This is a genomic window from Streptomyces sp. NPDC047117 (genome assembly GCF_040643545.1).
Classification (GTDB): Bacteria; Actinomycetota; Actinomycetes; order Streptomycetales; family Streptomycetaceae; genus Streptomyces.
This window is the reverse complement of sequence record NZ_JBEYUN010000001.1, coordinates 40,736-66,711: the sequence shown is the minus strand read 5'-3', so window position 1 is coordinate 66,711 and position 25,976 is coordinate 40,736. Positions and strand designations below refer to the sequence as shown.

The 25,976-nt window shown below is 69.4% G+C and carries 25 protein-coding genes; 11 read left to right on the top strand and 14 right to left on the bottom strand.

Features of this window, described 5'->3' with window-relative positions:
* Nucleotides 1-15: 15 nt before the first annotated feature.
* The 3 genes from ABZ840_RS00335 to ABZ840_RS00325 all read left to right on the top strand — a co-directional run bounded on the left by ABZ840_RS00335 (nucleotide 16) and on the right by ABZ840_RS00325 (nucleotide 2,206).
* The gene (locus ABZ840_RS00335) at nucleotides 16-963 is read left to right on the top strand and encodes an SDR family oxidoreductase (RefSeq protein WP_361550838.1); all 948 of its coding nucleotides are present in this window, start codon (nucleotides 16-18) and stop codon (nucleotides 961-963) included.
* 194 nt (nucleotides 964-1,157) lie between these two features.
* Entirely contained in the window at nucleotides 1,158-1,457 is a 300-nt protein-coding gene (locus ABZ840_RS00330) for a hypothetical protein (RefSeq protein ID WP_361550835.1), read from the top strand.
* Nucleotides 1,458-1,537: 80 nt separating this feature from the next.
* Nucleotides 1,538-2,206 carry an O-methyltransferase gene (locus tag ABZ840_RS00325; protein ID WP_361550832.1) on the top strand — a complete coding sequence of 223 codons (669 nt, stop codon included), beginning with the start codon at nucleotides 1,538-1,540 and terminating at the stop codon, nucleotides 2,204-2,206.
* A 17-nt stretch (nucleotides 2,207-2,223) separates the two neighbouring features.
* Here the strand turns inward: ABZ840_RS00325 and ABZ840_RS00320 are convergent, their stop codons facing one another.
* Together ABZ840_RS00320 and ABZ840_RS00315 are read right to left on the bottom strand one after the other, a co-directional pair.
* A complete protein-coding gene (locus ABZ840_RS00320) occupies nucleotides 2,224-3,066 on the bottom strand; it encodes a phosphotransferase (protein ID WP_361550829.1) in 843 nt (280 codons plus the stop codon).
* Between the two features lie 293 nt (nucleotides 3,067-3,359).
* Nucleotides 3,360-3,644, bottom strand: a complete 285-nt coding sequence (locus ABZ840_RS00315; RefSeq protein ID WP_361550826.1) for a hypothetical protein — start codon at nucleotides 3,642-3,644, stop codon at nucleotides 3,360-3,362.
* Nucleotides 3,645-4,204: 560 nt separating this feature from the next.
* Here ABZ840_RS00315 and ABZ840_RS00310 point away from each other — a divergent pair.
* Both ABZ840_RS00310 and ABZ840_RS00305 read left to right on the top strand, forming a co-directional pair.
* On the top strand, nucleotides 4,205-4,753 hold the full coding sequence (locus tag ABZ840_RS00310) for a helix-turn-helix domain-containing protein (RefSeq protein WP_361550823.1): 549 nt from the start codon (nucleotides 4,205-4,207) through the stop codon (nucleotides 4,751-4,753).
* Nucleotides 4,754-4,883: 130 nt separating this feature from the next.
* On the top strand, nucleotides 4,884-7,058 hold the full coding sequence (locus ABZ840_RS00305) for an MMPL family transporter (RefSeq protein ID WP_361550820.1): 2,175 nt from the start codon (nucleotides 4,884-4,886) through the stop codon (nucleotides 7,056-7,058).
* A 124-nt stretch (nucleotides 7,059-7,182) separates the two neighbouring features.
* Here the strand turns inward: ABZ840_RS00305 and ABZ840_RS00300 are convergent, their stop codons facing one another.
* Both ABZ840_RS00300 and ABZ840_RS00295 read right to left on the bottom strand, forming a co-directional pair.
* Nucleotides 7,183-7,473 carry a hypothetical protein gene (locus ABZ840_RS00300; RefSeq protein WP_361550817.1) on the bottom strand — a complete coding sequence of 97 codons (291 nt, stop codon included), beginning with the start codon at nucleotides 7,471-7,473 and terminating at the stop codon, nucleotides 7,183-7,185.
* 66 nt (nucleotides 7,474-7,539) lie between these two features.
* Nucleotides 7,540-8,640 (bottom strand): LacI family DNA-binding transcriptional regulator, encoded by a 1,101-nt coding sequence (locus tag ABZ840_RS00295; RefSeq protein WP_361550814.1) that lies wholly within the window; start codon nucleotides 8,638-8,640, stop codon nucleotides 7,540-7,542.
* Between the two features lie 141 nt (nucleotides 8,641-8,781).
* Between ABZ840_RS00295 and ABZ840_RS00290 the strand changes: the two genes are divergently transcribed.
* The 4 genes from ABZ840_RS00290 to ABZ840_RS00275 all read left to right on the top strand — a co-directional run bounded on the left by ABZ840_RS00290 (nucleotide 8,782) and on the right by ABZ840_RS00275 (nucleotide 14,526).
* The gene (locus tag ABZ840_RS00290; protein ID WP_361550811.1) at nucleotides 8,782-10,089 is read left to right on the top strand and encodes an extracellular solute-binding protein; all 1,308 of its coding nucleotides are present in this window, start codon (nucleotides 8,782-8,784) and stop codon (nucleotides 10,087-10,089) included.
* A gap of 41 nt (nucleotides 10,090-10,130) precedes the next feature.
* Nucleotides 10,131-11,024 (top strand): sugar ABC transporter permease, encoded by an 894-nt coding sequence (locus ABZ840_RS00285; protein ID WP_361550808.1) that lies wholly within the window; start codon nucleotides 10,131-10,133, stop codon nucleotides 11,022-11,024.
* Nucleotides 11,021-11,842, top strand: coding sequence for a carbohydrate ABC transporter permease (locus ABZ840_RS00280; RefSeq protein WP_361550805.1), 822 nt, complete (start codon nucleotides 11,021-11,023; stop codon nucleotides 11,840-11,842). The genes ABZ840_RS00285 and ABZ840_RS00280 overlap by 4 nt, the downstream gene beginning before the upstream one ends.
* A gap of 215 nt (nucleotides 11,843-12,057) precedes the next feature.
* Nucleotides 12,058-14,526, top strand: coding sequence for a glycoside hydrolase family 3 N-terminal domain-containing protein (locus tag ABZ840_RS00275; protein ID WP_361552269.1), 2,469 nt, complete (start codon nucleotides 12,058-12,060; stop codon nucleotides 14,524-14,526).
* A gap of 89 nt (nucleotides 14,527-14,615) precedes the next feature.
* Here ABZ840_RS00275 and ABZ840_RS00270 read toward each other — a convergent pair whose 3' ends face one another.
* Together ABZ840_RS00270 and ABZ840_RS00265 are read right to left on the bottom strand one after the other, a co-directional pair.
* Nucleotides 14,616-14,837, bottom strand: coding sequence for a hypothetical protein (locus ABZ840_RS00270; protein WP_361550802.1), 222 nt, complete (start codon nucleotides 14,835-14,837; stop codon nucleotides 14,616-14,618).
* Between the two features lie 79 nt (nucleotides 14,838-14,916).
* Entirely contained in the window at nucleotides 14,917-15,552 is a 636-nt protein-coding gene (locus ABZ840_RS00265) for a helix-turn-helix domain-containing protein (RefSeq protein ID WP_361550799.1), read from the bottom strand.
* 155 nt (nucleotides 15,553-15,707) lie between these two features.
* Between ABZ840_RS00265 and ABZ840_RS00260 the strand changes: the two genes are divergently transcribed.
* Nucleotides 15,708-16,658 (top strand): NAD(P)-dependent alcohol dehydrogenase, encoded by a 951-nt coding sequence (locus ABZ840_RS00260; protein ID WP_361552266.1) that lies wholly within the window; start codon nucleotides 15,708-15,710, stop codon nucleotides 16,656-16,658.
* Nucleotides 16,659-16,739: 81 nt separating this feature from the next.
* On the opposite strand, the gene ABZ840_RS00255 is transcribed toward ABZ840_RS00260, so the two are convergent.
* Nucleotides 16,740-17,237 carry an N-acetyltransferase gene (locus ABZ840_RS00255; RefSeq protein WP_361550796.1) on the bottom strand — a complete coding sequence of 166 codons (498 nt, stop codon included), beginning with the start codon at nucleotides 17,235-17,237 and terminating at the stop codon, nucleotides 16,740-16,742.
* Between the two features lie 218 nt (nucleotides 17,238-17,455).
* Here ABZ840_RS00255 and ABZ840_RS00250 point away from each other — a divergent pair, with 218 nt between their 5' ends.
* The gene (locus tag ABZ840_RS00250; RefSeq protein WP_361550793.1) at nucleotides 17,456-18,352 is read left to right on the top strand and encodes a LysR family transcriptional regulator; all 897 of its coding nucleotides are present in this window, start codon (nucleotides 17,456-17,458) and stop codon (nucleotides 18,350-18,352) included.
* 104 nt (nucleotides 18,353-18,456) lie between these two features.
* Here the strand turns inward: ABZ840_RS00250 and ABZ840_RS00245 are convergent, their stop codons facing one another.
* The 7 genes from ABZ840_RS00245 to ABZ840_RS00215 form a co-directional block, all read right to left on the bottom strand.
* On the bottom strand, nucleotides 18,457-19,227 hold the full coding sequence (locus tag ABZ840_RS00245) for an SDR family oxidoreductase (RefSeq protein WP_361550790.1): 771 nt from the start codon (nucleotides 19,225-19,227) through the stop codon (nucleotides 18,457-18,459).
* Nucleotides 19,228-19,440: 213 nt separating this feature from the next.
* A complete protein-coding gene (locus tag ABZ840_RS00240) occupies nucleotides 19,441-20,091 on the bottom strand; it encodes an alpha/beta hydrolase (RefSeq protein ID WP_361550787.1) in 651 nt (216 codons plus the stop codon).
* A 341-nt stretch (nucleotides 20,092-20,432) separates the two neighbouring features.
* Complete coding sequence (locus tag ABZ840_RS00235) at nucleotides 20,433-21,392, bottom strand: PfkB family carbohydrate kinase (protein WP_361550784.1); 960 nt, start codon at nucleotides 21,390-21,392, stop codon at nucleotides 20,433-20,435.
* Complete coding sequence (locus ABZ840_RS00230) at nucleotides 21,389-22,960, bottom strand: cytosine permease (RefSeq protein WP_361550781.1); 1,572 nt, start codon at nucleotides 22,958-22,960, stop codon at nucleotides 21,389-21,391. The genes ABZ840_RS00235 and ABZ840_RS00230 overlap by 4 nt, the downstream gene beginning before the upstream one ends.
* A gap of 78 nt (nucleotides 22,961-23,038) precedes the next feature.
* Nucleotides 23,039-24,076 carry an ADP-ribosylglycohydrolase family protein gene (locus ABZ840_RS00225; RefSeq protein WP_361550778.1) on the bottom strand — a complete coding sequence of 346 codons (1,038 nt, stop codon included), beginning with the start codon at nucleotides 24,074-24,076 and terminating at the stop codon, nucleotides 23,039-23,041.
* Nucleotides 24,077-24,211: 135 nt separating this feature from the next.
* Nucleotides 24,212-24,931: a GntR family transcriptional regulator gene (locus ABZ840_RS00220; protein ID WP_361550776.1), complete on the bottom strand. Its 720-nt coding sequence runs from the start codon at nucleotides 24,929-24,931 to the stop codon at nucleotides 24,212-24,214.
* Nucleotides 24,932-25,069: 138 nt separating this feature from the next.
* Entirely contained in the window at nucleotides 25,070-25,975 is a 906-nt protein-coding gene (locus ABZ840_RS00215; protein WP_361550773.1) for a LysR substrate-binding domain-containing protein, read from the bottom strand.
* Nucleotide 25,976 lies beyond the last annotated feature (1 nt).

The following is a 25,976-nucleotide window of genomic DNA, read 5'->3' as shown; positions in this document are numbered from 1 at the left end:
GAGGAGGCTTTTCCCATGCGTGTTTTCGTTACCGGTGCATCCGGCTGGATCGGCTCCGCCGTCGTCCCCGCCCTGATCGACGGGGGCCACATCGACGGGGGCCACCAAGTGGTGGGGCTCGCTCGTTCGGAAGCATCCGCCGACGCCCTTGCCAAGGCCGGAGCCGAGGTGGTCCGCGGCTCGCTCGAAGACCTCGACACGCTGCGTGCGGCGGCCGCCGAGGCGGACGGCGTGATCCACCTGGCGTTCGACCACGAGGTCGCCTTCGCGCAGGGTGATTTCATGGCCGCCGCCGAAGCGGACCGCACCGCCGTCGAGGCGATGGCGGCACCGCTGGCCGACACCGGCAAGCCGTTCGTCCTCGCCTCCGGCACGCCCGTGGCGGCCGGCCGCGTGGCGACCGAGCGCGACGGGCACGACCTGCCGCCCCTCGACGTCGTACCGCCCGAGGCCGCCGGCATGGTGGTCCGCATGGCCACCGCCGAGTACGTGCTCGGCCTCGCCGACCGCGGCGTCCGCTCCTCCGTCGTACGGCTGCCGCGCACCAATCACGGCGAAGGCGACCACGGCTTCATCGCGACCTGGATCCAGGCCGCCCGCGACAAAGGTACGGCCGGCTACTACGGCGACGGCACCAACCGCTGGCCGGCCGTGCACCGCCTCGACTCCGCGCACATGTTCCGCGTGGCGCTGGAGTCGGCTCCGGCGGGCTCGACGCTGCACGCCGTCGCCGATGAGGGCGTGGCCCTGCGCGACATCGCCGAGGTCATCGGCCGCCACCTGAACCTGCCGGTGGTCTCCATCCCGGTAGAGGAGGCGCAGGACCACTTCGGCTGGCTGACCATGGTGATGGCCGCCGACCAGCCGGCCTCCAGCGCGCTCACCCGCGAGCAGTTCGACTGGCAGCCGACCCAGCCGGGCCTTCTGGAGGACATCGACAAGGGGCACTACTTCCGCCAGTGACCTGAGTAGGAGACAGCGTCGGCAGTGCCGGCCGTTCCGAGCTGGCTACTCCGAAACGGTGTGCCCCAGTGGAACGTAACGTGCCGCAGCCGTGTTCTTGAGGGTTGCTCGTACGTCCAACTGGGCAAACACTCATGCCCTTTCGCTTCTTGGAAAGTCCCAGGTGTCCTGCTAGGAAGACCAGGAAGACAGGGATGGCGAACGCCTCGGAAGGTGGTCGAGTCGAGTGCAGGAGCGGGAGGAAGGCGCGAGCGCTGGACAGCGTTCTGATCGCGCAAGAGATCCCGCAGCTGCGCATCATCCAGGAACTCAACCCTGCTGTCGAACTCCTATGGCATCCGCTCTACACCAACTCTGACGGCGCAATCAAGGAAATCTCGCCGGACCTGCAACTCACCGACGATGTCGCCTACCGAAGCCGCGACAAGTGCGCGAGCGTGATGTACCACTACCTTCTGCACCCGAAGGCGCATCAGAAGCAGGAGCCAGGGTGATCGCCCCCGATCACCCCAAGCACTCCCCGCCCTTCTGCTAGCTTTCTTTGCGAAGCTGACTGAGCAAGTGAAAGGAATCCATGTCCCAGCAGCAGTGGACCGCAGTCGACGATTACTTCACTTCCCTGCTCGCACCCGCCGATGAGGTACTGGAAGCCGCCCTGCGCGACAGCGACGCCGCCGGCCTGCCCCATATCAACGTGGCCCCGAATCAGGGCAAGCTGCTGCATCTTCTTGCCCAGATGCAAGGCGCCCGCCGCATCCTGGAGATCGGCACCCTCGGCGGCTACAGCACCATTTGGCTCGGCCGCGCCCTGCCCGCCGACGGCCGCCTTGTCACGTTGGAATACGACGCCCGCCACGCCGAGGTCGCCCGTACCAATCTCGCCCGCGCCGGCCTCGCGGACCGTACTGAAATCCGCGTCGGCCCGGCGCTCGACAGCCTCGCCGACCTCGTGGCCGAGGGCGCCGAGCCCTTCGACTTCGTCTTCATCGACGCCGACAAACCCAACAATCCGCATTACCTCGATTGGTCGTTGAAGCTCACCCGGCCCGGCAGCGTCATCATCGGTGACAACGTCGTCCGCGGCGGCAAAGTCGCCGACGCCCACAGCACCGACGCAGGGGTGCAGGGGACGCGCCGCTTCCTGGAACTCATGGCCGAGCACCCGAAACTGTCGGCCACCGCGCTGCAGACGGTGGGCAGCAAGGGTTACGACGGATTCTCCCTGGCGCGAGTCATCGCCTAGGAGCTGTCCGATGCGAGTCAGCTCAGTCCGGAGCGATCGAGTGCAGCACGAACCTGGTTGAGCCCTTCTGCTCTGCATCGGTCCCGGTCAGGCATTTGGTCGTCCCGGCGCCAGCGCCAGGCCGAGAACATCGCCCAGTTCAGGGCGCGGCATCGATGAATCAGGTCGTGGTCAGCCCCCGCATAGTGTTCCCCCACCTCCTCGGGGGCATGGGCCAGGTCGAACTCGATCGGCCCACGGCAGGCTGTGGCGAGGTCCACGAAGAGTGGCCCTCTCCTCGTATTCAGGAGGTTGCCCGGATGCGGCTCACCGTGCAGCAACTGGTCGCCCGCCTTGTCGATGCCGATCGCGGCGCTCAGCCCACCCAGCGTGTTGCTCAGGAGTTCACGGTCGGCGTCGGGGAGGTCGGGGGAGCGCTCCCGGTCGTTCACCTCTCCGAGTGCGACGGCGATTCGATCGGTGAAATGTGGTGCGTTCAGGTCGATCCGGCGCAGGGCGGCATGATGCCGCATGAACACGTCCGCGTAGTCGGCCGGCGCGATCTCTGAGCCCAGAGGTTCGTAGTAGGTCCAGAGTGAAATGGCGAAGGCGTCACGCAGATGGACTCGAGGCTCTACCCGTGGGTCGAGCTCAGCCACTGGAGCGTCGACTTGGGCGAGATGGTGGGCGACCTCTACTTCAAACTCGGAATCAGTCAGATGCGCCGAAGGGGCGACCCGCGCCAAAACGTCGCAAGGAGTCAAGCGGAGCGCGACGCGGTCCGAGTTGTGGACGACGGTGACCTCGTCGACCTGAAGGCCCAGCTCCAAAGCGGTTGCTCGGCCTGCCGCAACCGCGCGGCGGAGTTCCCATGGCTCCATACCGTTCTCCCGTTGTCCCTCATTGTTGAATCACTTGCTGCGGCTGGAATTACCGGGCCTCTGGAATTACCGGGCCTCGCGCCACCAGTAGCGCCCGACGACGAGTTCTCACATTCTGCTCGGAGGGTTTCCGGTGAGCTCGTCGCCGCCCGGGAGATGACGTCGAGAACGGTCTCCATGTGGGGGCCGCTGAACCGGGCCAAGAAGAACCAGTCGTCGGCCGGTTCGCCGAAGCGGGCCCACTCGAAGTTCAGCAGGGGCGTCACGCTCAGATCGCATACGAGCCAGTTGTCCTAATGGCAGTCCGCGTGCACCGGGACGGCGGTTTGTGCGTACAGCGGCGCGCGTTTCGCGATCGCCGCCAAGCCGTCGAGCAGCGGGCGGGGTACGGTCACGTGCCGGTCCAGGGCGGCGAGGTCCTCCATTTCGGCATGGAGCGCAGTCTGGCCGGTGAAGCCGCCATGGTCGAGAGGTTTTCTCAGCACCTGTTCGATGTCACTCTCGGGCACCCAGCTGTGCAGTCGAGTGAGCTGCTGAACTGCCTCCTCCGCCAACGAGCGTGCGGCCGCATTGCCCACGCCAGGCATGCCGATGCCGGGGGGCCGTCCCCAGGCGCGCGGGCGTAGCAGGCGTAACGGATGTCGTGCGTATCCAGCTGGTGGAGCCCGCTGCCGAGGAGCGTGGTGGTGAGGCCGGTGGGCAGGTGGGGTGCGAGTGCGATCTCGCGGTTCAGGCGCGAGTGGTCGTCCACGCCGATGAGCTTCACGACCGCGTGCGAGCCAACGTAGACGTGATGGGAGCTGCTCTCGGCGGTGGTCATGGGGCCGGGGTCTCGTCCGAGGGCAGCTGTGGCGATCGCGCGAGCGGTGTCGTGCGCCTTCCGTAAGTCGGGCATGTCGATCATCTCGGTCATGAATGCTCCAGCCGTCGCAGGTCACAAGCCGTCGCAGGTCACAGCATAGATCTCAGCCGTTGAGCAGGCGTCGGAAGCGCCGTTTCCGCTGAGGTCGGCCATCCGAGCCTGGGGTGCATTCGGTTGCGCAATGGGATGCCTTCGATTGGGCCGGGGTGGTGAAGGCCACAGCGGGAAGCTGTCCGATCGGTCAGGTCTGACCGATCGGACAGTTACTGTTGGGTCATGGCACGGACTGCATCCGCGTTGCGCGGGCACATCCTGGAGGCGGCGCTCGGGCTGTTCGTCATCCACGGGTACCGGGGGACGTCGCTCCATGACATCGCTTCCGAGGTGGGCTGCTCCAAGGCTTCGCTGCTGTACCACTTCGCCAGCAAGGACGCGATACTCACCGAGTTGCTGACGCCCGCCGGCCAGGCACTGGCCCAACTCGACCAGGACCTGATGGGCCTGACGGGGGAGCAGGCGGTGGAGCCTGCCGTGACCGGCTATGTGGACCTCGCACTGCGATACCGGCGTGAGGTCAAGCTCCTGTTCAGCGACCTTCCCGAGATGCTGAACAACTCCGCGCTCTCCGGCGTCCCCGGTCTCACCGAGCGGCTGCTGACGGCGTTGGCCGGACACAGCGAGGAGCCTGAGGCTGTGGTGGGTGCCTGGATGGTGATCGGTGCGGTCTTCGTGACCAGCGCCAGCGATGTTCCGGTGCCGCAGGAGACGCTGCGCACCCAGATGATCCGCAGCGCCCTGCGGGCGCTCGACCACCACCCCCAATGAACGACCACCACCCCCAATGAACGACCATCACCCCGCATGAATCTGCGAGAGCCCGACCACCACCCCGTATGAACCTCTAACAGCTCGACCACCACCCCGGTGAACCTGCAACAGAGAGATACCTTCTGCAATGGCGACCTTGCTGCACCGGCTAGGCCGGTTCTCCTTCCGCCGCCGCGGGCGCGTCGTCGCGCTCTGGCTGCTGCTGCTCGCCCTGTTGGGCGGCGCGGCAGCGGCCTTCAGCGGCTCGACCACCGACCAGTTCAAGATGCCGGGCACCGAGTCACAGCGGGCCATGGACTCCCTCAAGAAGGAGTTCCCGCAGGCCAGCGGCGGTACCGGTTCGATCGTCATCGCCGCCCCCAAGGGTGAGAAGCTCAAGCCCACCGATGTCGCCCCGGTGGTCGAGCAGGCCGCACAGGTGGACGGCGTCACCGCGGCCGTCGATCCCTTCAAGGCCAAGTCGATATCCCCGGACGGCCGGTACGCCCTGGTGCAGGTCCAGTTCGACAGCGGCGCCCAGGAAGTCACCGACGCTCAGCGGGCCGAGTTCGAGAAGGCCGGCGCCGACGTCAAGGGCCTCCAGGTCGAGCACGGCGGCGAGGTGATGACCAACAAGGTGGAGGTCGGCTCCACCGAGGTGCTCGGCGTCCTGGTGGCGGCCGTGGTGCTGGTCATCACCTTCGGCTCGCTTGTGGCCGCCGGCATGACCTTGCTCAACGCCCTCATCGGCGTTGGCGCCGGCATGGCGGGCCTGTACGCATTGAGCGGCGTCATCGAACTCACCAGCACCGCGCCCATCCTGGCGCTGATGCTCGGGCTGGCCGTCGGCATCGACTACTCGCTCTTCATCACCTCCCGCTACCGTCACTTCCTCGCCGAGGGCGCGGAGCCCGAGGAGGCCGCGGGCCGCGCCGCCGGGACCGCCGGTTCCGCCGTCGTCTTCGCCGGTGCCACCGTGGTGATCGCCCTGGCGGGCCTCGCCGTGGTCGGCATCCCCTTCCTCACCGTCATGGGCCTGGCCGCCGCCGGCACCGTCGCAGTCGCCGTACTGGTGGCCCTCACCCTGCTGCCGGCAGTCCTCGGCTTCGTGGGGCACCGGGTGCTGCCGCGCAAGCAGCGCAACGGCGAGGCGAGCGGCAGCACCAGCAGCACCAGCAGCACCAAGGAAGCGTTCGGCTTCCGCTGGGGCCGCACCGTCCTCCGCGCGCGCATCCCGCTGCTCCTGGTGGGGGTCGTGGGCCTCGGTGCCCTCGCGCTGCCGACCCAGGACATGCGACTGGCACTGCCCGACGCGAGCACCGCGGCGAGCGACTCGCCGGCGCGCAAGGCGTACGACCTCACCAGCGAGGGCTTCGGGGCGGGCTTCAACGGCCGGCTGATGGCGGTCGTCTCCGGCGACGACGCCGCGTCGACGGGTGCCGCGGTCAAGCAGGTCGCAGCGAAGATCCAGAGCACCGACGGGGTGCTCGCGGTCGCTCCGCCGCAGCTCAACAAGGAGGGCACCACCGCACTGCTGGCGGTCATCCCCAAGGAGGGGCCCACCGCTGCCGGCACCGAGGACGTGGTGCACGACATCCGCGACCACGTAGCGGGCGTCAAGGGCGCCGAGGTCTCCCTGACCGGTATGACGGCGCTGGGCATCGACGTGTCGGAGCAGTTGGCGGACGCCATGCCGGTCTACCTGCTGCTGGTGGTCGGCCTGTCCATCCTGCTGCTGATGCTCGTCTTCCGCTCCATCCTGGTGCCCCTCAAGGCGGCACTGGGCTTCCTGCTCACCGTCGGAGCCACGTTCGGCATCACCGTCGCGGTGTTCCAGCAGGGCCACCTCGCCGGGCTCGTCGGCCTCGACACCTCGGGACCGCTGGTGAGCTTCCTGCCGATCCTCCTCATCGGCATCCTCTTCGGCCTGGCCATGGACTACGAGGTCTTCCTCGTCTCCCGCATGCGTGAGGACTACGTGCACGGCGCCGAGGCCTCCCAGGCCACCGTCAACGGCATGGGTTACAACGGGCGCGTGGTCACCGCCGCTGCCCTGATCATGGCATCGGTGTTCGGCGGGTTCGTGTTCATGGAGGACCCGATCATCAAGTCGATCGGCTTCGCACTGGCCGTGGGTGTCCTGGTGGACGCCTTCATCGTGCGGATGACCCTGGTCCCGGCGGTGATGGCGCTTCTCGGCCGCGCCGCCTGGTGGCTGCCCCGTCCGCTGCAGCGGGCCCTGCCCAACCTCGACATCGAGGGCGAGAAGCTGCTGGAGCGGACCGTGCCGGCGCAGCGCGAACGGGAGGACGTACGGGTCTGAGGACCGGCAGCAGGCCACCGTCACCGTACGGCCTACTCGTGACGGCCTACTCGTGACGGCCCGCTCCTGAAGGACCGCCCTCGTGGTGAGCGCAGCACCGCTCACCGCGAGGGCACGCGCCTTTTCAGGGCCGGTCGAGTGCCTGGTCGTGGCCGGCCTGGACGGCCCGGACAGTGCGGACGGTGAAGCGCATGGCCGTGACGTCCTCCGGTGTGCAGTCGACCTCGGTGCCCAGCGCGTTGCTGAGGGCGGGCACGAGGTCCAGCAGGCGGCGGCGCTCCTCCGGTTCGTGTGCGGGGAAGCGCACTGTGCCGCGTGCGGCCAGTTCGCGTACGAGGAAGTCGGCGAAGGCGGTCCGGGCGCGGACCTCCTCCTCGAAGGTCAGCGGAGTCCGGGAGGGGATGTCGTGGGTCATGGGCGGCACGGTAGCCGCCTCACGGTGGTGGCTACCGTGCCGGCCCCCCGGCTCTCTTCACTGAGGTCAGTCGTCGTCGACTTCGCAGTTGCCTGCGCCCTCGCCTGCGCCCGCGCCTTCGCCCTCGCCTTCGGCGCCACCGTCTCGTGGCGGGGCCGTGCTGTTCCTGACGACAAGGCTGGTGGCCAGTTCGAGCCTTGTCGTGACCGGCTCTTGGGCCCGTATGCGCAGCAGCATCTGAGTCGCCTCCTCGGCCATGTGCCGCAGGGGCTGGTGGATGGTGGTCAGGGCGGGGCTGGACCAGCGGGCGACGGGGACGTCGTCGTAGCCGACCACGGACAGGTCGTGCGGTACGCGCAGGCCGCTGACGCGGGCGGCTTCCAGCGCGCCGAGGGCCTGGAGGTCACTGCCGGCGAAGAGGGCGGTCGGTGGCCGGGGGAGTGACAGCAGTCTCATGGCCCCGTCGTAGCCGCCCTCGACGTGGAAGTCGCCGTACAGGACGAGATCGGGATCGATCTCCAGGCCCGCCATGCTCATCGCCGAGCGGTAGCCGTCCAGGCGCGCCAGCGAGCAGAGCATGTCCTCGGGGCCGGTGATGATGCCGATGCGGCGGTGGCCGGACTCGATGAGATGCCGAGTGGCCGCGAGCCCGCCGCTCCAGTTGGCCGAGCCCACCGAGGGTACGTCGGGGTCGGGATCGCCGGCGGGGTCGATGATGACGAAGGGTATGGCGCGCGAGCGCAACTGCTCCTTGACCTCGGCAGGCAGGGCGGAGAAGACCAGGACCACGCCGAGCGGCCGGCGCTGGAGCACCCCTTCGATCCAGTCGGGGCCGGGGGCCTGCCGGGTTCCGCTTTCGGTGAGGACCACGGCGGCCTGGTGCGCCTTGGCCACGTTCTCCACTCCGCGGATCAGTTCCATCGCCCAGATGCTGTCCAGCTCGTGGAAGACCAGCTCGATCAGCGGCGCCTCCTGAGCCGAGCGGGTCGTACGCCGGTAGGCGTGTGCCTCCAGCAGACGTTCCACTTTGAGCCTGGTCGGGGCGGCGACGTCCTGCCGCCCGTTCAGGACTTTCGAAACTGTCGAGAGGGAAACCCCGGCCTGTTCGGCCACTTGGGCCAGGGTGACACGGCCCGACTCCTCGTCATCGCGCATGGTGAGGAGCATAGAGCACCGGCAACCCCGCGCGCAGCGTCACGAGTTGATAACTCGCCTACCGAGGGTTGACCCGCTGGAGCGGGGAGTCCTAGCGTCCCGACCCATCAAGTTTCGGAATTAGTGTCGAAAAAGTTTCGAAAGGTGGGGGCGATGAGACGACGTACCCGGTTGCTGCGGAACGCCACTGTCGGCGGTGCGGCGCTGACCCTGACGCTCACCCTGTCGGCATGCGGCGGGGGCGCCGAGTCGGCGGGCAGGGACGACGGCAAGATCCACGTACTGGTCTACGGCGACAGCGCGAACAAGGTGGAGAAGCGGATCATCGCCACCTTCAACAAGACATCGAAGGTGAAGGCCGTCCTGGAGACCATTCCGGGCGCCGACTACCAGGCGAAGCTGCAGACCATCATCAACAGCGAGCAGGCCCCGGACGTCTTCTTCAACTGGGGCGGCGGCAGCATCAAGCCCTTCGTCGACGCCGGCCTTCTGATGCCGCTGGACGGCTTCGTCAGCAAGGACCCGGACCTGAAGGAGAAGTTCCTCCCCGCCGTTTTCGACAGCGCGGAGGTGAACGGGAAGCCGTACGGCATCCCCATGCGCGGCACCCAGCCCGTGCTGCTGTTCCACAACAAGAAGGTCCTCCGCGACGCCGGTGTCGAACCGCCCAGGACGTGGGAGGACCTGCTGGCCGCGGTGCGCGCCCTCAAGGCGAAGGGCGTCACGCCGATCGCCCTGGGCGGCGGCGACAAGTGGCCCACGCTCATGTGGTTCGAGTACCTCTACGACCGGGTGGCCGGACCCGGGCTCTTCCAGAAGGCGCTGGGCGGGGACAAGGACGCCTGGGCGAGCGCCGACAGCAAGAGGGCCCTCGGGATGCTCAAGGACCTGCGGGACGCCGGAGCCTTCGGCACGCACTACGACTCGGTGAAGTTCACCGACCAGGGCTCGCCCACCCTCCTGGCCACGGGGAAGGCCGGATTCGAGCTGATGGGCTCGTGGGAGTACTCCACCCAGCAGGACAGCCACCCCGACTTCGCCGCAAAGGATCTCGGCTACGGCACCTTCCCGTCCGTCGACGGGGGCAAGGGCGATGCGGACAATCTCGTCGGCAACACCAACAACTTCTACTCGGTGCTGAAGAAGACCAAGCACCCGGAGGCGGTCGCGGAGTTCCTGAAGCTCCAGTACTCGGACGAGTTCGTGAAGGCGCAGCTCGGCATCGGCAACCTGCCCACCACCACGACCACCGAGAAGTTCCTCGACACCGCCGCCGACCCGGACTTCGCCCGCTACCAGTACGAACACGTCGAGAAGGCGCCCGCCTTCCAGCTCTCCTGGGACCAGGCGTACCCGCAGACGGCGACCGTCGGCATGCACCAGGCCGTCCAGCAGTTCCTCAACGGCGGGCTGGACGAGGACGGGTTCATCAAGGCCATGCAGGCCCTTCCCACGAACTGATCCCGTCTCGCCTCGACTTGGACCCCCATGGACCCCCTCTCATGACCCCCGCCCCCACCGCCACCGGCGTCAGCCGGCCGGGCTTCGCCTGGGCAGCACCCGCCGCCGTCTTCTTCGGCCTCTTCGCGCTCCTCCCGCTCGTACTGGTCGCCGTGCTCTCCTTCGCCCACTGGGACGGGCTGAGCGCCCCGCGATTCACCGGGCTGGACAATTGGAGCAAGCTGTTCGAGGACCCCGTCATGCTCAAGAGCCTCTGGCTGAGCGTCCTGCTCACCGGGCTCGGCGTCGCCGTACAGACACCGCTGAGCATCCTGCTCGGCGTCTGGGCGGCGGGCCACCAGCGCAACCGGGCCATCCTCTCCGCCATCTACTTCGTCCCGCTGCTGCTGTCGGCCGCGGCCGTGTCCGTACTGTGGCGCGCCGTCCTCGACCCCAACTTCGGTGTGCCCGCACACGCCGAATGGCTGTTCGGCGATGGCAACCTCTTCGGCGTACAGAGCAGCGCCATCGGCGTCCTCACCTTCGTGAGCGCCTGGCAGTTCACACCGCTGCACACGCTCATCTACCAGGGTGCGGCCCGCGCGGTGCCTCGGGTCCTCTATCAGGCCGCGCAGATAGACGGCGCCGGGAGGGTACGGCAGTTCTTCCACATCACCCTGCCGCAGCTGCGCAACAGCATCATCACGTCCATGATCCTGATGGTGGTGGGCGGCCTCACGACCTTCGACACCGTCCTCATCCTCACCCAGGGCGGCCCCGGCACCGACACCACCATCAGCGCCTACTACATGTACCAAAAGGCCTTCAAGAACTTCGACTACGGGACGGCCTCGGCGATCGGCGTGCTGCTCGTCCTGGTCGCCACGGTCATCTCACTGATCGTGGTGCGCCTCTCGGGCTACGACAGGATGCGCAGCACGATGGAGGGCCTGTGACCAAGCGCCGCCCCAACTACCTCGCCGGCTTCGGCTCCCTGATCTGGCTCTTCCTGGTCGGACTGCCGCTGTACGCGATGCTCGTCGCCACGTTCCAGTCGCGCGCCGACTACGGTGCGAACGGACCGCTGGCCCTGCCGAAGGCCTTCACGCTCGACAACTACGTCAAGGACTTCCACAGCGGATTCGGACAGTACTTCCTCAACACCGCCCTCGTCACCGTGTGCGTCGTGGGCATCGTCGTGCTCCTCGTACCGCCACTGTCCTACGCGATCGTGCGCAGCCGCAGCAGGACGACGCACACGGTCTTCCGGCTGTTCCTGCTCGGCCTCGCCATCCCCTCCCAGGCCGTCATCGTGCCCATGTTCTACGTCATGAGCGAGGCCGGGCTCTACGACAACCTGCTCGGCGTCATCCTCCCGACCGCCGCCTTCGCCATGCCGGTGTGCGCCCTGATCCTCAGTGGTGTGATGCGCGACATCACACCGGAGCTGTACGAGGCGATGACGGTGGACGGCGCCTCCTCCCGGCGCGTCTTCTTCCAGCTCGTCCTGCCGCTCTCCCGCAGCGGCCTCTCCACGATCATCGTCTTCTCCGCCCTGCAGGCATGGAACGGATTCCTCTTCCCTCTGGTGCTCACGCAGTCCGCCGACACCAAGGTCATCACCATGGGCCTCTACGACTTCCAGACCGAGCACGGGGTCGACATCCCGGGCCTGCTCGCCGCGGTCGTCCTGTCCATGCTCCCCATCCTGCTCGTCTATCTGTTCGCCCGCCGCGCCCTGGTCCAGGGCCTGATGGGCGTCGGAGGAAAGTGACCGGCCACGTGTCAGCACAGACCGCACAGATCGCACACACCGAAGACTCCGAAGGCACCGCAGACTCCGAACGCACCGAGGGCGCTGAACGCACCGAAGGGACCGAGGGCACTGGACGCACTGAACACGCCGAACACACCGAAGCGGCCGGCGTCCCGTTGTGGCGGGACGCGGCTCGCGATCCGGGGGAGCGGGCCGATGCCCTGCTCGCCGAGATGACACTGGAAGAGAAGACCGCCCAGCTCTTCGGGGTGTGGGTCGGCGCCTCCGCCGAGGGCGCCGAAGTCGCGCCGCACCAGCACGACATGGAGGAGCCGGTACCCCTCGACGACCTGCTGCCGTACGGCCTCGGCCAGCTGACCCGGCCCTTCGGCACCACCCCCGTCGACCCCGCGCTCGGCGCGCTGTCACTGCTGCGCACCCAACGCAGGATCGCCGCCGCCAATCGCTTCGGCATCCCGGCACTCGCGCATGAGGAGTGCCTCGCCGGCTTCGCCGCCTGGGGCGCGACCGCCTACCCCGTACCCCTCTCCTGGGGTGCCACCTTCAATCCCCGGCTCATCCACGAGATGGCCACGGCGATCGGTCGTGACCTGCGTGCCGTCGGCGTCCACCAGGGACTCGCCCCCGTGCTGGACGTCGTGCGCGACGCCCGCTGGGGGCGGGTCGAGGAAACCATCGGCGAGGACCCCTACCTCGTCGGCACCATCGGCACCGCCTACGTACGCGGCCTGGAGGGCGCGGGCGTCGTCGCCACCCTCAAGCACTTCGCCGGATACTCCGCCTCCCGCGCGGGACGCAACCTGGCCCCCGTGAGCATGGGCGTCCGAGAACGCGCCGATGTCATCCTGCCGCCGTTCGAGATGGCCGTACGCGAAAGCGGCGTCCGCTCGGTGATGCACGCCTACACCGACACCGACGGCATCCCCTCGGCGGCCGACGAACGGCTGCTCACCGGCCTGCTCCGGGACGCCTGGGGCTTCGAGGGAACGGTCGTCGCCGACTACTTCGGCATCGCCTTCCTCCAGACCCTGCACGGGGTTGCCGGCACGCTGGGGGAAGCCGCCGTCGCGGCGCTCACGGCGGGTGTCGACGTGGAACTCCCCACCGTGAAGGCGTTCGGCGCGCCGCTGCGCGCGGCACTGGCCGAGGGCCTGGTGTCCGAGGCGGTCGTGGACCGGGCTGTACGCCGAGTACTCAGACAGAAGGCCCAGCTGGGGCTGCTCGATGCCGACTGGGATCCGACACCGGTGTCGCTCGGCGGCGTGGGCGCGGAGAGGGGCGGTCCGCGGGGAACGGCTGATGTGCGCAGTACGGCTGACGTGCGTCCTACGGCTGACTCGCATGGGGCGGCCGACGTGCGTGTCGCGGCTGATCTGGCTGATCCGACTGACCTGGATGACCTGCGTGGCAGGGTCGACCTCGATCCGGCCGCCAACCGCGCGCTGGCCCGCCGCGTCGCCGAGCAGGCCATCGTCCTCCTCCGCAACGACGGCACACTTCCCCTGGCGGACGACCGCACCCCGGCGCGCATCGCACTCATCGGTCCCAACGCCGCCACCCCCACCGCTGTACTCGGCTGCTACTCCTTCCCCGTCCACGTCGGCAGCCAGCACCCGCATGTACCCACGGGTATCGAGCTCCCCACGCTGCACGACGCACTGGCCGCCGAATTCCCCGACAGCGAGATCGTCACCGCCGCCGGATGCGACATCGACGGCGCCACTACCGACGGCACCCCTACCGATGGCGTCACAACCGACGGCACCACTACCGATGGCGTCGCAACTGACGATTTCGCCGCGGCCGCCGAGCTGGCCCGCGGTGCCGACCTGGTGATCGCCGCGCTCGGCGACCGGGCCGGGCTCTTCGGCCGTGGCAGCAGCGGCGAGGGCTGCGACGCCGGCTCCCTGGCCCTGCCCGGAGTGCAGCAGCAGCTGCTCGACACGCTGCTGGACACCGGCACCCCCCTCGTCCTGACCCTGCTCGCCGGCCGGCCTTACGCCCTGGGCCGTGCGGCGACCGAGGCCGCCGCCATCGTCCAGACGTTCTTCCCCGGCGAGGAGGGCACGACGGCCCTCGCCTCCGTCCTCAGCGGCCGCGTCGCCCCGGCCGGCCGGCTCCCCGTCAGCGTGCCCCGGCTCCCGGACGCACAGCCCTCCACCTACCTCGCGGCCCGCCTCGGCCACTCCACCGAGGTCTCCAACATCGACCCCACCCCCGCCTTCGGCTTCGGCCACGGACTGACGTACACCACCTTCGACTGGTCCGGGCTCGTCATCGCCGACGAGGAGACCGGCACGGACGGCGAGTTCGAGGTGGCCTGCACCGTACGCAACACCGGTACGCGCACGGGCACCGAGGTCGTCCAGCTCTACCTGCACGACCCCGTCGCCTCCATCGTCCAGCCCGTACAGCGCCTCATCGGGTACGTACGTCTCGATCTCGCCCCGGGCGAGGCGGCGGAGGTACGCGCGACCGTCCCCGCCGACCTGGCGTCCTTCACCGGCCGCGACGGACACCGCATCGTCGAGCCCGGCGACCTGGAACTGCGCCTCAGCGCCTCCAGCACGGATCCCCGCCTGACAGCCCGGGTCCGCCTCACCGGCCCGGCCCGCACGGTCGACCACGGGCGGCGGCTGCACGCGGACTTCCGTGTCTTCCGCGACTTCAGTGACGTCTGAGTGACACGTCGTCAGCCACTGTAGGGGCCAGGGCGGCCAGGGCGTCCCGTTGGCCCATTCAACGCATCGTCAGGTGCCGGGCCGGTCGGTTACCCCTTGGCCGGGTCGGCACCAGGTCGCTTGACGATCCGATCGCCGACCGCGATCGACTTCCAGAGCCGACGGCTGATCCGGACCTTTATGGACTCGCCGTCGGCAAGGCTGACCTCGACGAAGTGGTACATGTTCGAGCCGTCGAGCATGCCCCGGGACGTATGGGTGACGACGCCTTCCCAGGAGTCGTCCGGTCCGATTTTTTGTGCTTTCGCCATGGTGTGGAGTCTAGGAGGATCGACAGTCGCCCCAGTAGGGCCTTGGATCACGTCTTGTGCAGTACATATGTCATCGCTGTCATTCATTGCTGTCCCGCCCGGTGTGGTGCCCGGTACGCAGCAGATGCCCGAGGCCGAGGCCGGTCGGTGGCGACAGCGGCGTGTGAGCGGCATCGGCGCGAAAGGAGTCGAGCAGATAGCCGACCAGGCGCCGTGAGGCCGGCGCGGGGTCGGGTGTAGCGGCGAGTGCGCTGTTGGCGAGCAGTACCACTGTCAGATCCGAGGGATGGAAGTCCTTGCGCAGCGCCCCCGCGCTCTGCGCCCTGCGGACCAGGGCCGCGAAGCCGCGCTCGCCCTGCAGCCGCCGCCGGGAGTGGTCCGCGGCCGCGTCCGGGAAGGCGTTGAGAAATGCCTCCGTGAAGCCGCGCTCGGCCGCCTGCAGAGCGCACACCTTCTCGATCACGTGGCAGAAGCCGCGCCAAGGGTCGGGGTCGTCCAGCGCCTCCTCCAGGGCCGCCGTACACGCCTGCAGCTGGTCGGCGAAGATCTCCCTGACCAGCTCGTCGCGGGTGGGGAAGCGGCGGTAGAGCGTGGCGACGCCCACCCCGGCCTTGCGCGCGATGGCCGCCATCGGCACCTCGACTCCGTGCCGGGCGAAGGCCTCGCGAGCGGCGTCGACGATCCGCTGCCGGTTGCGCTCCGCGTCCGCACGCAACCGAGAGGATTTCGCGTCGATCTCTCTCACCTCCGACGCAAGTGGACGATGGCATCCACTTACCACCGTACGGTCGATCGTAGAGGCGATGACGACGAGGTGTACAAGGTGTACGAGGTGTATGAGATGCGCGAGGCGTGCGAGTGACCGAGATGATGCGAGCCGCGCTGTACGACCGCTTCGGCGGCCCCGAGGTGCTGTACGTGGGCGAGGTGCCCAAGCCCGTGCCCGGGCACGGTGAGGTGCTGGTGAAGGTCGGTGCGACGAGCATCAACGGCGGTGAGGTGCACGCGCGCGCCGGCCGGTTCAAGCCGGTCACCGGCAGAAAGTTCCCGCTGCGCACGGGCCTGGACTTCGCCGGAGAGATAGCGGAGCTGCCCTCTCCCGTCGCCGGGCTCACCGTAGGGGATCAGGTCTGGGGCATCATGGCGCGCTCCTCCGGCTTCGGCAGTGCGGCGGAGTACGTCGTAGTCCGACCGGAGCAACTCTCCCGAAGCCCCAGGGGGCTCGACCCCGTCGATGCCGTCGCGATGCCCGTGGGCACCACGGCCATCACCGCCCTACGGGACAAAGCACGGCTGCGCGCCGGCGAGCGTCTCCTGGTGCGCGGGGCGGCCGGTGGAGTGGGCAATGTGGCAGTGCAGCTGGGCAAGGCGATGGGAGCGCATGTCACGGGGCTCGCCCGCGCGGACAATCTTTCCCTGGTCCGCGAACTGGGTGCCGACGAGGCGTTGGACTACCGCGCCACCACACCGGCCGACCTGGGCCGCTACGACGTGGTCCTGGACACCGTCGGCAAGGACCTCCCCGCCCACCGCAGGCTGCTCGCCCCGGGCGGGCGCATGGTGGCCATCGCCTTCGACACCGACAGGATCGCCGCCTCCCTCGGCTACGTCCTGGCCAGCGCCGTACATGGCCGCAGCCGCGTGCGCTTCTTCAGCGGTAATCCCAAGACCGACCTCTTCACGGAACTCACGTCATACGTCGAAAAGGGCACGCTCCGCCCGATCGTCGACACCGTCTTCCCACTGGCGGAAATCGCCGACGCCCATCGCTCACTGGAGGCAGGCGGCGTACGCGGCAAGTATGTGGTGCGCATCGACTAGGGCTTGCCTGTTGGCTCTCTCGGCCCCACATGGTCTCCCCCCTCGGCCCAGAGGAGGAGTGCTGCGAGGCACCGGGCGGTGTCACGAGGCGCGCGGTAGCGCGAGCCAGTCCTGCCAGGTGATGTCGCGGCCCAGGCAACGGGGGTGCTGGAAGGGCCAGGCGGTGGCGATCCACTGCGGCACCAGCGCGTCGAGGGCGCGTTCCACCTCGCTGCCCACGAGGTCGTCCACCACCCACCAGGAGATCTCTGCGTCGGAGCCGGTGCGCTCGGGCGGGTCCACGTAGACACAGCCGAAAATCGCCGTCTCCTCCTCGTCCAGCAGCGCGTAGTTGAACGACTGGTGCGCGGCTATTTCCTTCTCGTGCCGCAGCAGGTCGATGCGGTCCTCTTCATAGGTCATCGTCTCCTGCGGCCAGCTCCAGGCCGGGCCGAAGACCTCCCAGAGGCGCTCACGGGAGTCCATCACGGCGGGGTAGTCGAGCGCGGTGTCCGCCTCCCGGATCGGCCGCAGGTGAAGCGCGGTGTGGGGTACGGGCACGTGCGTCGGATGGACGAAATCGTCAGGCAGCCAGCTCATGAGGGCCGAGAGTACAACCGTTCGACGCGGTGGGCAGCCGCTTAATGAGCGTGGCCGCGTCCACGGGAATCTCCGTCGGCGGAACGGAGTTACTGGCCGTGACGACAACAGGGACAACGGCGTAAGCAGCGTCAGGGACGTCAGCGACGTCAGCGACGTCAGCGACGACAATGGGGGCTGCGGGGCCGCGGTCCACCGCAGGAAAGGAACAAGAGCCGATGAGCCTTCGTCAGTTCGAGTACGCACTGGCTGTCGCCGAGGAGGGCTCGGTCACCGCGGCGGCGGAGCGGCTGCACGTCGCCCAACCGTCGATGTCCCAGCAGATCCGCGGCCTGGAGCGGGAACTCGGCGTCGATCTGTTCGCCCGCACGCCCACCGGACTGGTGCCCACCGTGGTCGGCCGCGCGTTCCTGCGGGAGGCGGAGGCCGCGGTGAGTGCGGCGCGGCGGGCGAGGGCGACGGCGCGGGCCGGTGCCGATGAGCTGGTGGGTGAGCTGACGGTCGCGGTGCAGATGGGTTTCGGTACGCGGCAGCTGCCGGGCGCGTTGAGCGCGCTGCGTCGTCGCTTTCCGCGGGTAGAGGTCACGGTGTTCGAGGAGCCGAGCTCCGCCGAGCTGGAACGGCTGTGCCGCCGGGGCGTGGTGGACCTTGCCCTGATGGCGGCATGCGAGCGGACCCCCGCCGACGCCCACCACCTCGGCGACGAGGAGTTCGTAGTGGTACTGGGCGCCGGCCACCCGCAGCTCGCCGCAGACCGGGTCGAGCTGCGCGAACTGGAGGGGGAGTCGTGGGTGAGGTTCGACCGCGACAGCGCGCTGGACGGCGTGCTGTTGGAGGTCCTGCGGGACAATGAGCTGGCCCCCGCCACGGCAGCCCGGGTGTCCCAGACGGCGACGGCTGTGCGCTGGGCGGTCCACGGCCTGGGAGTGACGCTCGTCCCGGCCTCCGCGGTGCCCCACCGCGACGAGCACCTCGTACGCCCGGTGCTCCCGACCGTGTCCCAGCCCGTCATCGCCGTGGTCCGGAGCAGCGCGGGCCCGGCGGAGACAGCCCTGCTTGAATTCCTCCGTCAGGAGACCTGGCCCGAGCCCACTCCCTCCTCACCGGCGTCCTGACGGCAGAAAAGCAATTGGGTGGCCGCTGGATTGTCATTGACGTCGACACTGGCATTCCGGAAATGCCGCCGGCGTCCACCAGCGTCCATCGACGTCCGCCGGCATCAGCCCCTGGGGAATTCGCCACCGTCCACAACGATATTGCTCCCGGTCAGCCATCCCGCCCGGTCGGACATGAGGAACAGTACGGCGTGGGCGATGTCGTCGGGCCGGCCATCGCGCCCCAGCGGGGGAGTGGTGGTGTCCTGGCCCGGCCCCGAGTCCAGACGCGCCCACTGCTCCCGCGTCTGCTCACCGCCGGGGGTGGCCGTTCTGCCAGGAGACACGGTGTTGACCCGGATTCCGAACGGGGCCAGCTCCGAGGCCAGTCCCCGGCTGTATGCCTCCAGCGCCGCCTTCGCCGACACGTAGTGCAGGAACGGCGGTGCCACGGTCGGGACCGCGGCCGAGGAGACGTGCACGATCACCCCCGAGCGCCGTTCCCGCATCCCCGGTGCCAGCAGCGCGTCCAGCCGCACCGACGCCAGGAAGTTCAAGTCCAGCGCGTTCTGCCACTCCTCCTCGGGGATGGTCAAAGCCCCCTTGTACGGCCCCGCCCCGCCCGCGTTGTGCACCAGGATGTCCACCCCACCGAGCCGCTCCTGCACAGCCGCGGTGAGGGCCTCCGCTCCGGCCCGTGTCCGCACGTCGGCCGCCACGAAAGCGGCCCCCTCAGGCACCGTGTTCGTCGCCGACCTGGCAGTCGTGAGCACCTCGGCGCCCGCTTCCAGGAGCTGCCGCACAACGGCCGCTCCGATTCCGCGAGAACCACCCGTGACCAGGGCCCGCTTTCCCGCCAGTTCGCGCGTTCCCGACCCGCTCTCGATAGTGGTCATGCCACCGTTCCCCTCAATTACGTAATTGCCCGCCCGACGGAATAAGGCTCGACGTGCGCAGTGCGCAAACCTTCAGAGAAATCGCGGTGAGCGCCGCGCCGCATCGAGCTGTTTCACGGTACGTAGAGAAAAGGACGAGAGACAAAGACCAAAAGTCAGCACGGGCTATAGGGGATGCCTATGTGCCCTTGGCGTACTGGCCCTGCCGCCCGCTCACCGGTGAGCGCGGAAGAACTGGGTGAGGTCGTGCGCGAGGAGTTCGGGTTCTTCGTGGGCGGCGAAGTGGCCGCCGCGGGGCATGCGGGTGTATCGCGTGATGTTGTACGTGCGCTCGGCCCAACTACGGGGCGGCTGGGCGAGGTCGGCCGGGAACAGGGCGAGGGCCGTGGGCACGTTCACCCGCTCGAACCGCCTCGTCAGGCCGTGGGCGTATTCGTAGTAGGGCCGGAAGGAGGTCGAGATGGTGTGGGTGAACCAGTAGAGCGATGCCTGCGTGAGGAGGAAGTCGTCGCTGAACCGGGACGACAGGTCACCGCCGCGGTCGCTCCCCGCACGGTACTTCTCGACGAGCCAGGCGAGCAGCCCGGTCGGAGAGTCGGCCAGGCCATAGCTCAGCGTGAGAGGGCGGGTGCTCTGCTGGTGGAGGTATCCGCCTTCCTCCGCGGACCATGCCGCGACGGAGGCGAGGTAGGCCCGCTCTTCAGGGGTGACACCGGCCGCGTCGCAGGCGAGGGGACTGGCCACCGCCATCGGATGGATGCCCAGCACGGCCTCGGGGTGCGCTTCGCCGAGGCGGGAGGTGATGCCGGCTCCCAGGTCACCGCCGTGCGCGACGTAGCGCCCGAAGCGGAGTTCGTCGTGCACGAGGCGGTGCCAGATCTCGTGTGTCCGCAGTGGCTTCGCGAGCGAGGGCTGCTGCGATGAGAAGGTGAATCCCGGCAGCGACGGGACGATGACGGTGAACGCGTCGGCGGCGTTGCCTCCGTACTGGGAGGGTGTGGCGCAGTCGTGAGCGCAGCTCGTTCAGCTCGGCCTCGGGACGGCGATCACCGGCTCGGGGTGGGTCATGGGAGCCTCCGGAGTCTGGTTTTTCACGCTCTCGTTCCCACACTCGTTTTCACACTGTCGTTCTCACGCGACAGCGATGCGTGTCTGCGCGCCGGATTCGCCGTGGGACAGGGGGGAGGGACAGGGGAGGGCAGGTGTCAGTCCGCCGTCAGTGTCCGGTGGAGGGGGTCCGTGGGGCCGAGTGCGGTGGCCAGTTCTGCGCTGGTGGGGCTGGTGGCCGGGCCGGGGCGGGTGACGGCGAGGGCGGCTGCTGCGTTGGCTGCCCGGGCGGCTTCCAGCGGTGTGATGCCCTGGCCGAGGAGTGCGAGGAAGGCGCCGGTGTGGGCGTCGCCGGCGCCGTTGCTGTCGACGACGCGTACGGGACGGCCGGGTACGTGGACGGCGGGGCTCGTGCCGGTGGCCAGCCAGCAGCCGTCGGCGTCGCCGCGTACGAGGACACCGCCACCGGGCTTGATCCGCCCGGTCAGCGCGTCGGCCGCTGCGGCGTCATCGAGGTCCGACAGCAGCCGGGCCTCGCGGCGGTTGCAGCTGAGCCAGTCGCAGCGGGCCAGGACGCGCCGCAGGCGCTCGGCGTCGATGTCGGCGACCAACGGGCCGGGGTCCAGGCACAGTACGACATCGTCCGGGAGGGCGGCGGCGAAGTCGGCGAGCGCCGCGGCGGTACCGGGGTAGGCCAGTCCGTAGCCGGAGAGTTGCACGATGTCGCCGGGGCGCAGGGCGGCCGCCATCCGCGCCGTGTCGTCGGGGGTGAGGGCGCCTTCCGCGCCGGGGGCGGTGGCGAAGGTGCGTTCGCCGCCGTCGTCGACGAGGGCGACGCAGAATCCGGTGTCGGCGTCGGTGCGGGGCGGGAGCGCCACGTCGATGCGTTCGGCCTGGAGAGCGGCGCGTACCCGGTCGCCGAAGGGCCCGGTGCCGTGGATGCCCGCGTACACCGCGGGCAGGCCCATTCGGCGGGCGGCAGTGAGGACGTTGAGGCCGCCGCCCACGCGCTGCGTGGTGTCGGAGGCGAGGACGTCGCCGCCGCGCGGGGGCAGCTGCGGCACGCGCATCACGAGGTCGATGATGACGTTGCCGGCGAGGAAGAGGCGGGTGTTCATACGGTGGTCCTCGACGTCGTGGTGTCGGTGTTCTGCTCGGTGTGTTGGGTCTCGGCGGTCACCGCCTTGTCGAAGGGCCGCAGAAGGGCGTAGCAGGCGGCGCCTACGATGAAGGTCACCACCCAGCCCAGACCGTTGTTGCCCAGCCAGCTGTGGGAGAGCGGACCGGAGAACCAGATGTCGGTGTCACTGGTCCTGGCCTCGGTGAGCAGCAGCCCGACGACGATCGCCAGCGCCCAGGACACAACGGCCGACCAGGCGAAGCCGCCGTTGTACCAGTACCGCCCGGCGCGTCCGGCGACCATCAGGGCATCGGGGTCGTAGCTCCGGCGGCGCAGCATGTCGACGGCGAAGACACCGACCCAGGCCGTGATGGGGACGGCGAGGATGGTCAGGAAGGTGGTGAACGGCCCGTAGAAGTCCTTGGCGATCAGCATGAAGTAGATGCCGCCCACGAAGGTGATGACCACGTCTAGGCCGACGGCGACCGTACGCTTGGCACGCACTCCCAGGGTGACCAGGGTCAGGCCCGCGGAGTACACCGAGAGGTGATTGGAGAGCAGCAGCCCGCCGAACGCCGCGATCAGGTACGGCACCGACATCCACGACGGCAGCATCGCGTCGATGGCGGAGACCGGGTCGGAGGCGGCGGCGAGGGAGGTGTCGCCGGCCGAGAGCAGCGAGCCGAGGGAGATCAGCAGTACCAGGGGGATGCCGGCACCCCACGCAGAGGCGAGGACCAGACGCCTGCCGGGGATGGCGCGCGGGAGGTAACGGGCGTAGTCGGCACCCGCGTTGGCCCAGCCGATACCGGTGCCCGCCGCGATGATGCCGATACCCGCGATGACGGCGCTGAGCGGCGCGGCCGGCGCGTGCGCCACCTTCGCCCAGTCCACGGTGGCGGCCAGGAAGGCCATGACAACCAGGTTGAGCAGGCCGAAGAGGTAGCTGGCCCACTTGTTGATCCACATGATCGTGGCGTGGCCCAGCCCGCTGATGAGCAGGGTGCAGGCGATGAAGACCAGCAGGCACACCAGCGTCAGCACGGTGTTGTGGCGTACGCCGAATACGATCGTGAGCAGGGAGAGCAGCGCGTAGGCGGCGGTGGTGGTGTTCACCGTCTCCCAGCCGACCCGGCTGATCCACGTCACCAGGGTGGGCCCGGCGTTGCCCCGTCGGCCGAAGACGGCCCTGGACAGCGTCAGGGCCGGTGCGCCGCCGCGCTTGCCGGCGATGCTCAACGCACCCACCAACGCGAAGGAGCCGAAGGCGCCGATGACGGCGACCAGTACGGCCTGCCAGATGTTCAGCCCGCGGAAGGCCACGAGCGTGGCACCGAGCGGCAGGCCGAGGAGGGAGATGTTCGCGGCGAACCACGTCCAGAACATCTGCCCGGCGTGACCGTGCCGCTCCGAGTCGGGTACGGGCTCGATCCCGCGGGTCTCCACGGCACCGACGCGGTCACCGACGTGGTCACTGACGCGGTCACCGACATGTTCGCCGACATGGGCACCAGTGCGGTCATCGGCGTGGTCACCGGCACGATCGCTCGTCGTCGAGTCGGCCATGACGGAACCTCCTTACGAGGCGAGAGGGGAGGCGGGCCGCGGCGGGCCTCCCGGGGAGGGGAATCCCAGGAGCGGGGCTCAGTGTGTCCGCAGCGCGAGCAGGTCGGCGGCGAGTGGCTCCAGATCGAGGGTGTTGACGGAACGGAGGGTGGCGACGGCCTCCGGGGGGAGGGCACTCAGGCCCGCGACGGCACCGGAGATGGCGCCCGCGATGGCGCCGATGGTGTCGCAGTCGCCGCCGAGATTGGCGGCCAGCAGACAGGCCTGCCAGGGGTCGTCACCGGCCAGTGCGAGCACCGCGAATGCCGCGGGGACCGACTCCTGGGAGGCGACGCTGGTGCCCACCAGGTCGCTGATGGTGTCCACGGCGTCCTCGGCCGTGGCCCCGGCGACCAGCTCGCGTGCCCAGCGGATACGGGTGGCGATGTCGGCGCCGGCGGACCAGTGGCCGCGTCGCGCCCCCGCGACGGCCGCGGTCTGCGCGGCGTCCAGCGCGGCGGTGAGGCCGCTGCCGGCCACGGCGGCGCTGACCGCTGCGGCGACGGCCGCCGCTCCGGCGATGCCGATGTTGGTGTCATGGGTGACCTGACAGGACTCCACGACGCGGTCGAGGAAGGTCTCCAGCGGGTCGTGAGGGAAGGCGATGCCCACCGGGGTGACGCGCATGGCGGCGCCGTTGGTGGTGCCGGTCCGGCCGGTCTCGGTGACCGGTACGCCACGGGTCACGGCGTCCAGCGCGGCCTTGGTGGACGGGCCCAGCAGGTCCAGGGAGCCCTTGGCCTTCATCTCGGCCTCCCACGCCAGCAGCGCGGTGGCCAGCTGAGTGGGGTCGATGCGGCCCCGGCCCTCGGCCAGCAGCCGGCCGACGATGAGGGCCTGGTCGGTGTCGTCGGTGACACTGCCCGCGGGAAGACCGGCGGCGACGGGATTGTCCGGCGGGCCGGCCTCGAAGCCGGTGACCTTGCCGAAACGGGCAGTGATGGCCGTGCGCGACATGATCTGGGTCGGCATGCCCAGGGCGTCGCCCAGGGCGAGACCGTAGAGGGCACCGAGCGCGCGATCGGTATGGGGGGCGTGGGGGACGTGGAGGGCCTGGGGGGCGTGGGGGTCGTTCATGTGTGGTGCTTTCTGGTGTCTGTCAGTGCCCGGCGGCGTGCGGCTTGAACCTCGTACGGGACTCGTACGTCAGCTCGTAACGGCAGCGCTGGTGGGGGAGTCGGGGGTGGAGGTGCGGTGATGTCAGCGCCGGTGTCAGAGCGAGCCCGGCTCTCCGAAGTGGGTGCGCAGCTCGAACCGTTCCGGATCCAGCAGGCTGACCACATGCTCGATCGGCGCGCCCGCGGGGGAGCGGCCGATGCGTGTCACACGGAGGAAGGAGGTACCGGCCGTGCGCATCAGCAGTACCGCGTCGATGTCGTTCAGCGGTACGGCGGTCGCACGCTGTTCTCCCGACGCCACCACCATCCCGACCGAGGCGAGCGTAGCGGTCAGCGAGCCGTCGACCAGGCCGCGTGCCGGCACCTCCGCCAGCTCGTCCTGGAACGGCACTCGGCTCCGCTCCAGCGAGATGCGGGTGCCGTCCGCGAGGGTGCGGACGCGGTCCACGGCAAGGAACTCACGTCGCTCCAGAGCCAGTTCGGCGGCGAGGTCCGCGTCCTGGACGATCTCCAGGTTCAGCACGGTGGTTTCCACGGCCGTACCGTGCTCGGTCAGCGCCTGGGACCAACCGTGCCGGTGGTCCAGCACACTGCCCTCGAAAGTGACGATCGACCCGACCCCGGGGTGGGTGGTGATCAGCCCGTCCTCGGCGAGGAGGCGCAGTGCCTCGCGCACGGTGGCCCGGCTGACGGAGAACTGCCGGGTCAGTGCGTGCTCCCCGGGCAACCGGCTGCCGGGCCGCCGGGCACCGGCCCGGATCTCCCGGCTCAGGATGCGCGCTACGCGCTGATGCTTGCGTGCCTGTTCGGACATGTCCACAGCCTAGGCGTACCTGTCTGAACCTGTCCGTTACCTGGATCACACTGGCGTGGTGCGTCGGGCTGGGGCTGGTCGAGACTGGTCGAGAGGGGTGTCGGGGCCGGCGCACCCCCCCCTCGCGCCGATCACGCCTCACCCCTCGGCGCCCTCCGTTACCGGCGCGAGGACGATCGACCGGAACGCGGCGACCACCGGCCGCAGGTCGACCCGGTGCCAGGCCGCCCACAGCCGCACCGTCTCATCGAGCCACGGCAGCTCCCGTACGACCACGTCCTGGGCGGCCCGGACCATGCTCCGCTGTACGAGGGCCAGGCCGAGGCCGGAGGCGACGAGTCCGGTGGCGGTGAGTGGTTCCGTGGCCTCGAACCGGATGTCGGGCCGGAAGCCGGATGCCGCGCAGGAGGCCATGAAGGCGTCGCGCCAGGCAGGGTCCTGGCTGTCCTCGACCGCCACCCACGGCTGGCCGTCCAGATCCTCCGGGCGGACCTCCGTACGTGCGGCGAGCGGATGTTGTTCCGGTACCGCCAGCAGCAGCGGGTCCTCCAGCAGCAGTGCGCCGCGCAGATCGGGGTCGTCCCGGGGCGGCGGCTCGGGGACGAGCGCGATGTCCAGGCTGCGCTGCCGTAGGCCCTCGAACTGCTCGGCGGGCGGCAGGTTGTAGAGCGCCACATGGATGCCGGGGCGCGCTTCGTGCAGGTCCCGCAGCGCCCGGGGCAACGCGCCGGAGTGCATGGCGTCGCCGAGGTAGCCCACGCACAGGCCGCCTTCTTCGCCGCGGCCGAGCCGGCGGCCCAGATTCTCCAGCCGGTCCGCGTGCCGCAGCAGGGCCTGGGTCTCGGAGAGGAAGGTCCGGCCGTCGGCGGTGAGCCGGATGCGCTGCTGGCTGCGCTCGAAGAGCAGCAGGCCCAGATCCTTCTCCAGCTGGGCGATCTGCCGGCTGAGTGGCGACTGGGAAATGTGCAGCTTCTCGGCGGCCCGGCCCACGTGCTCCGTCTCGGCGACGGCCACGAAGTACCGGAGCTGACGTAGATCCAGCATG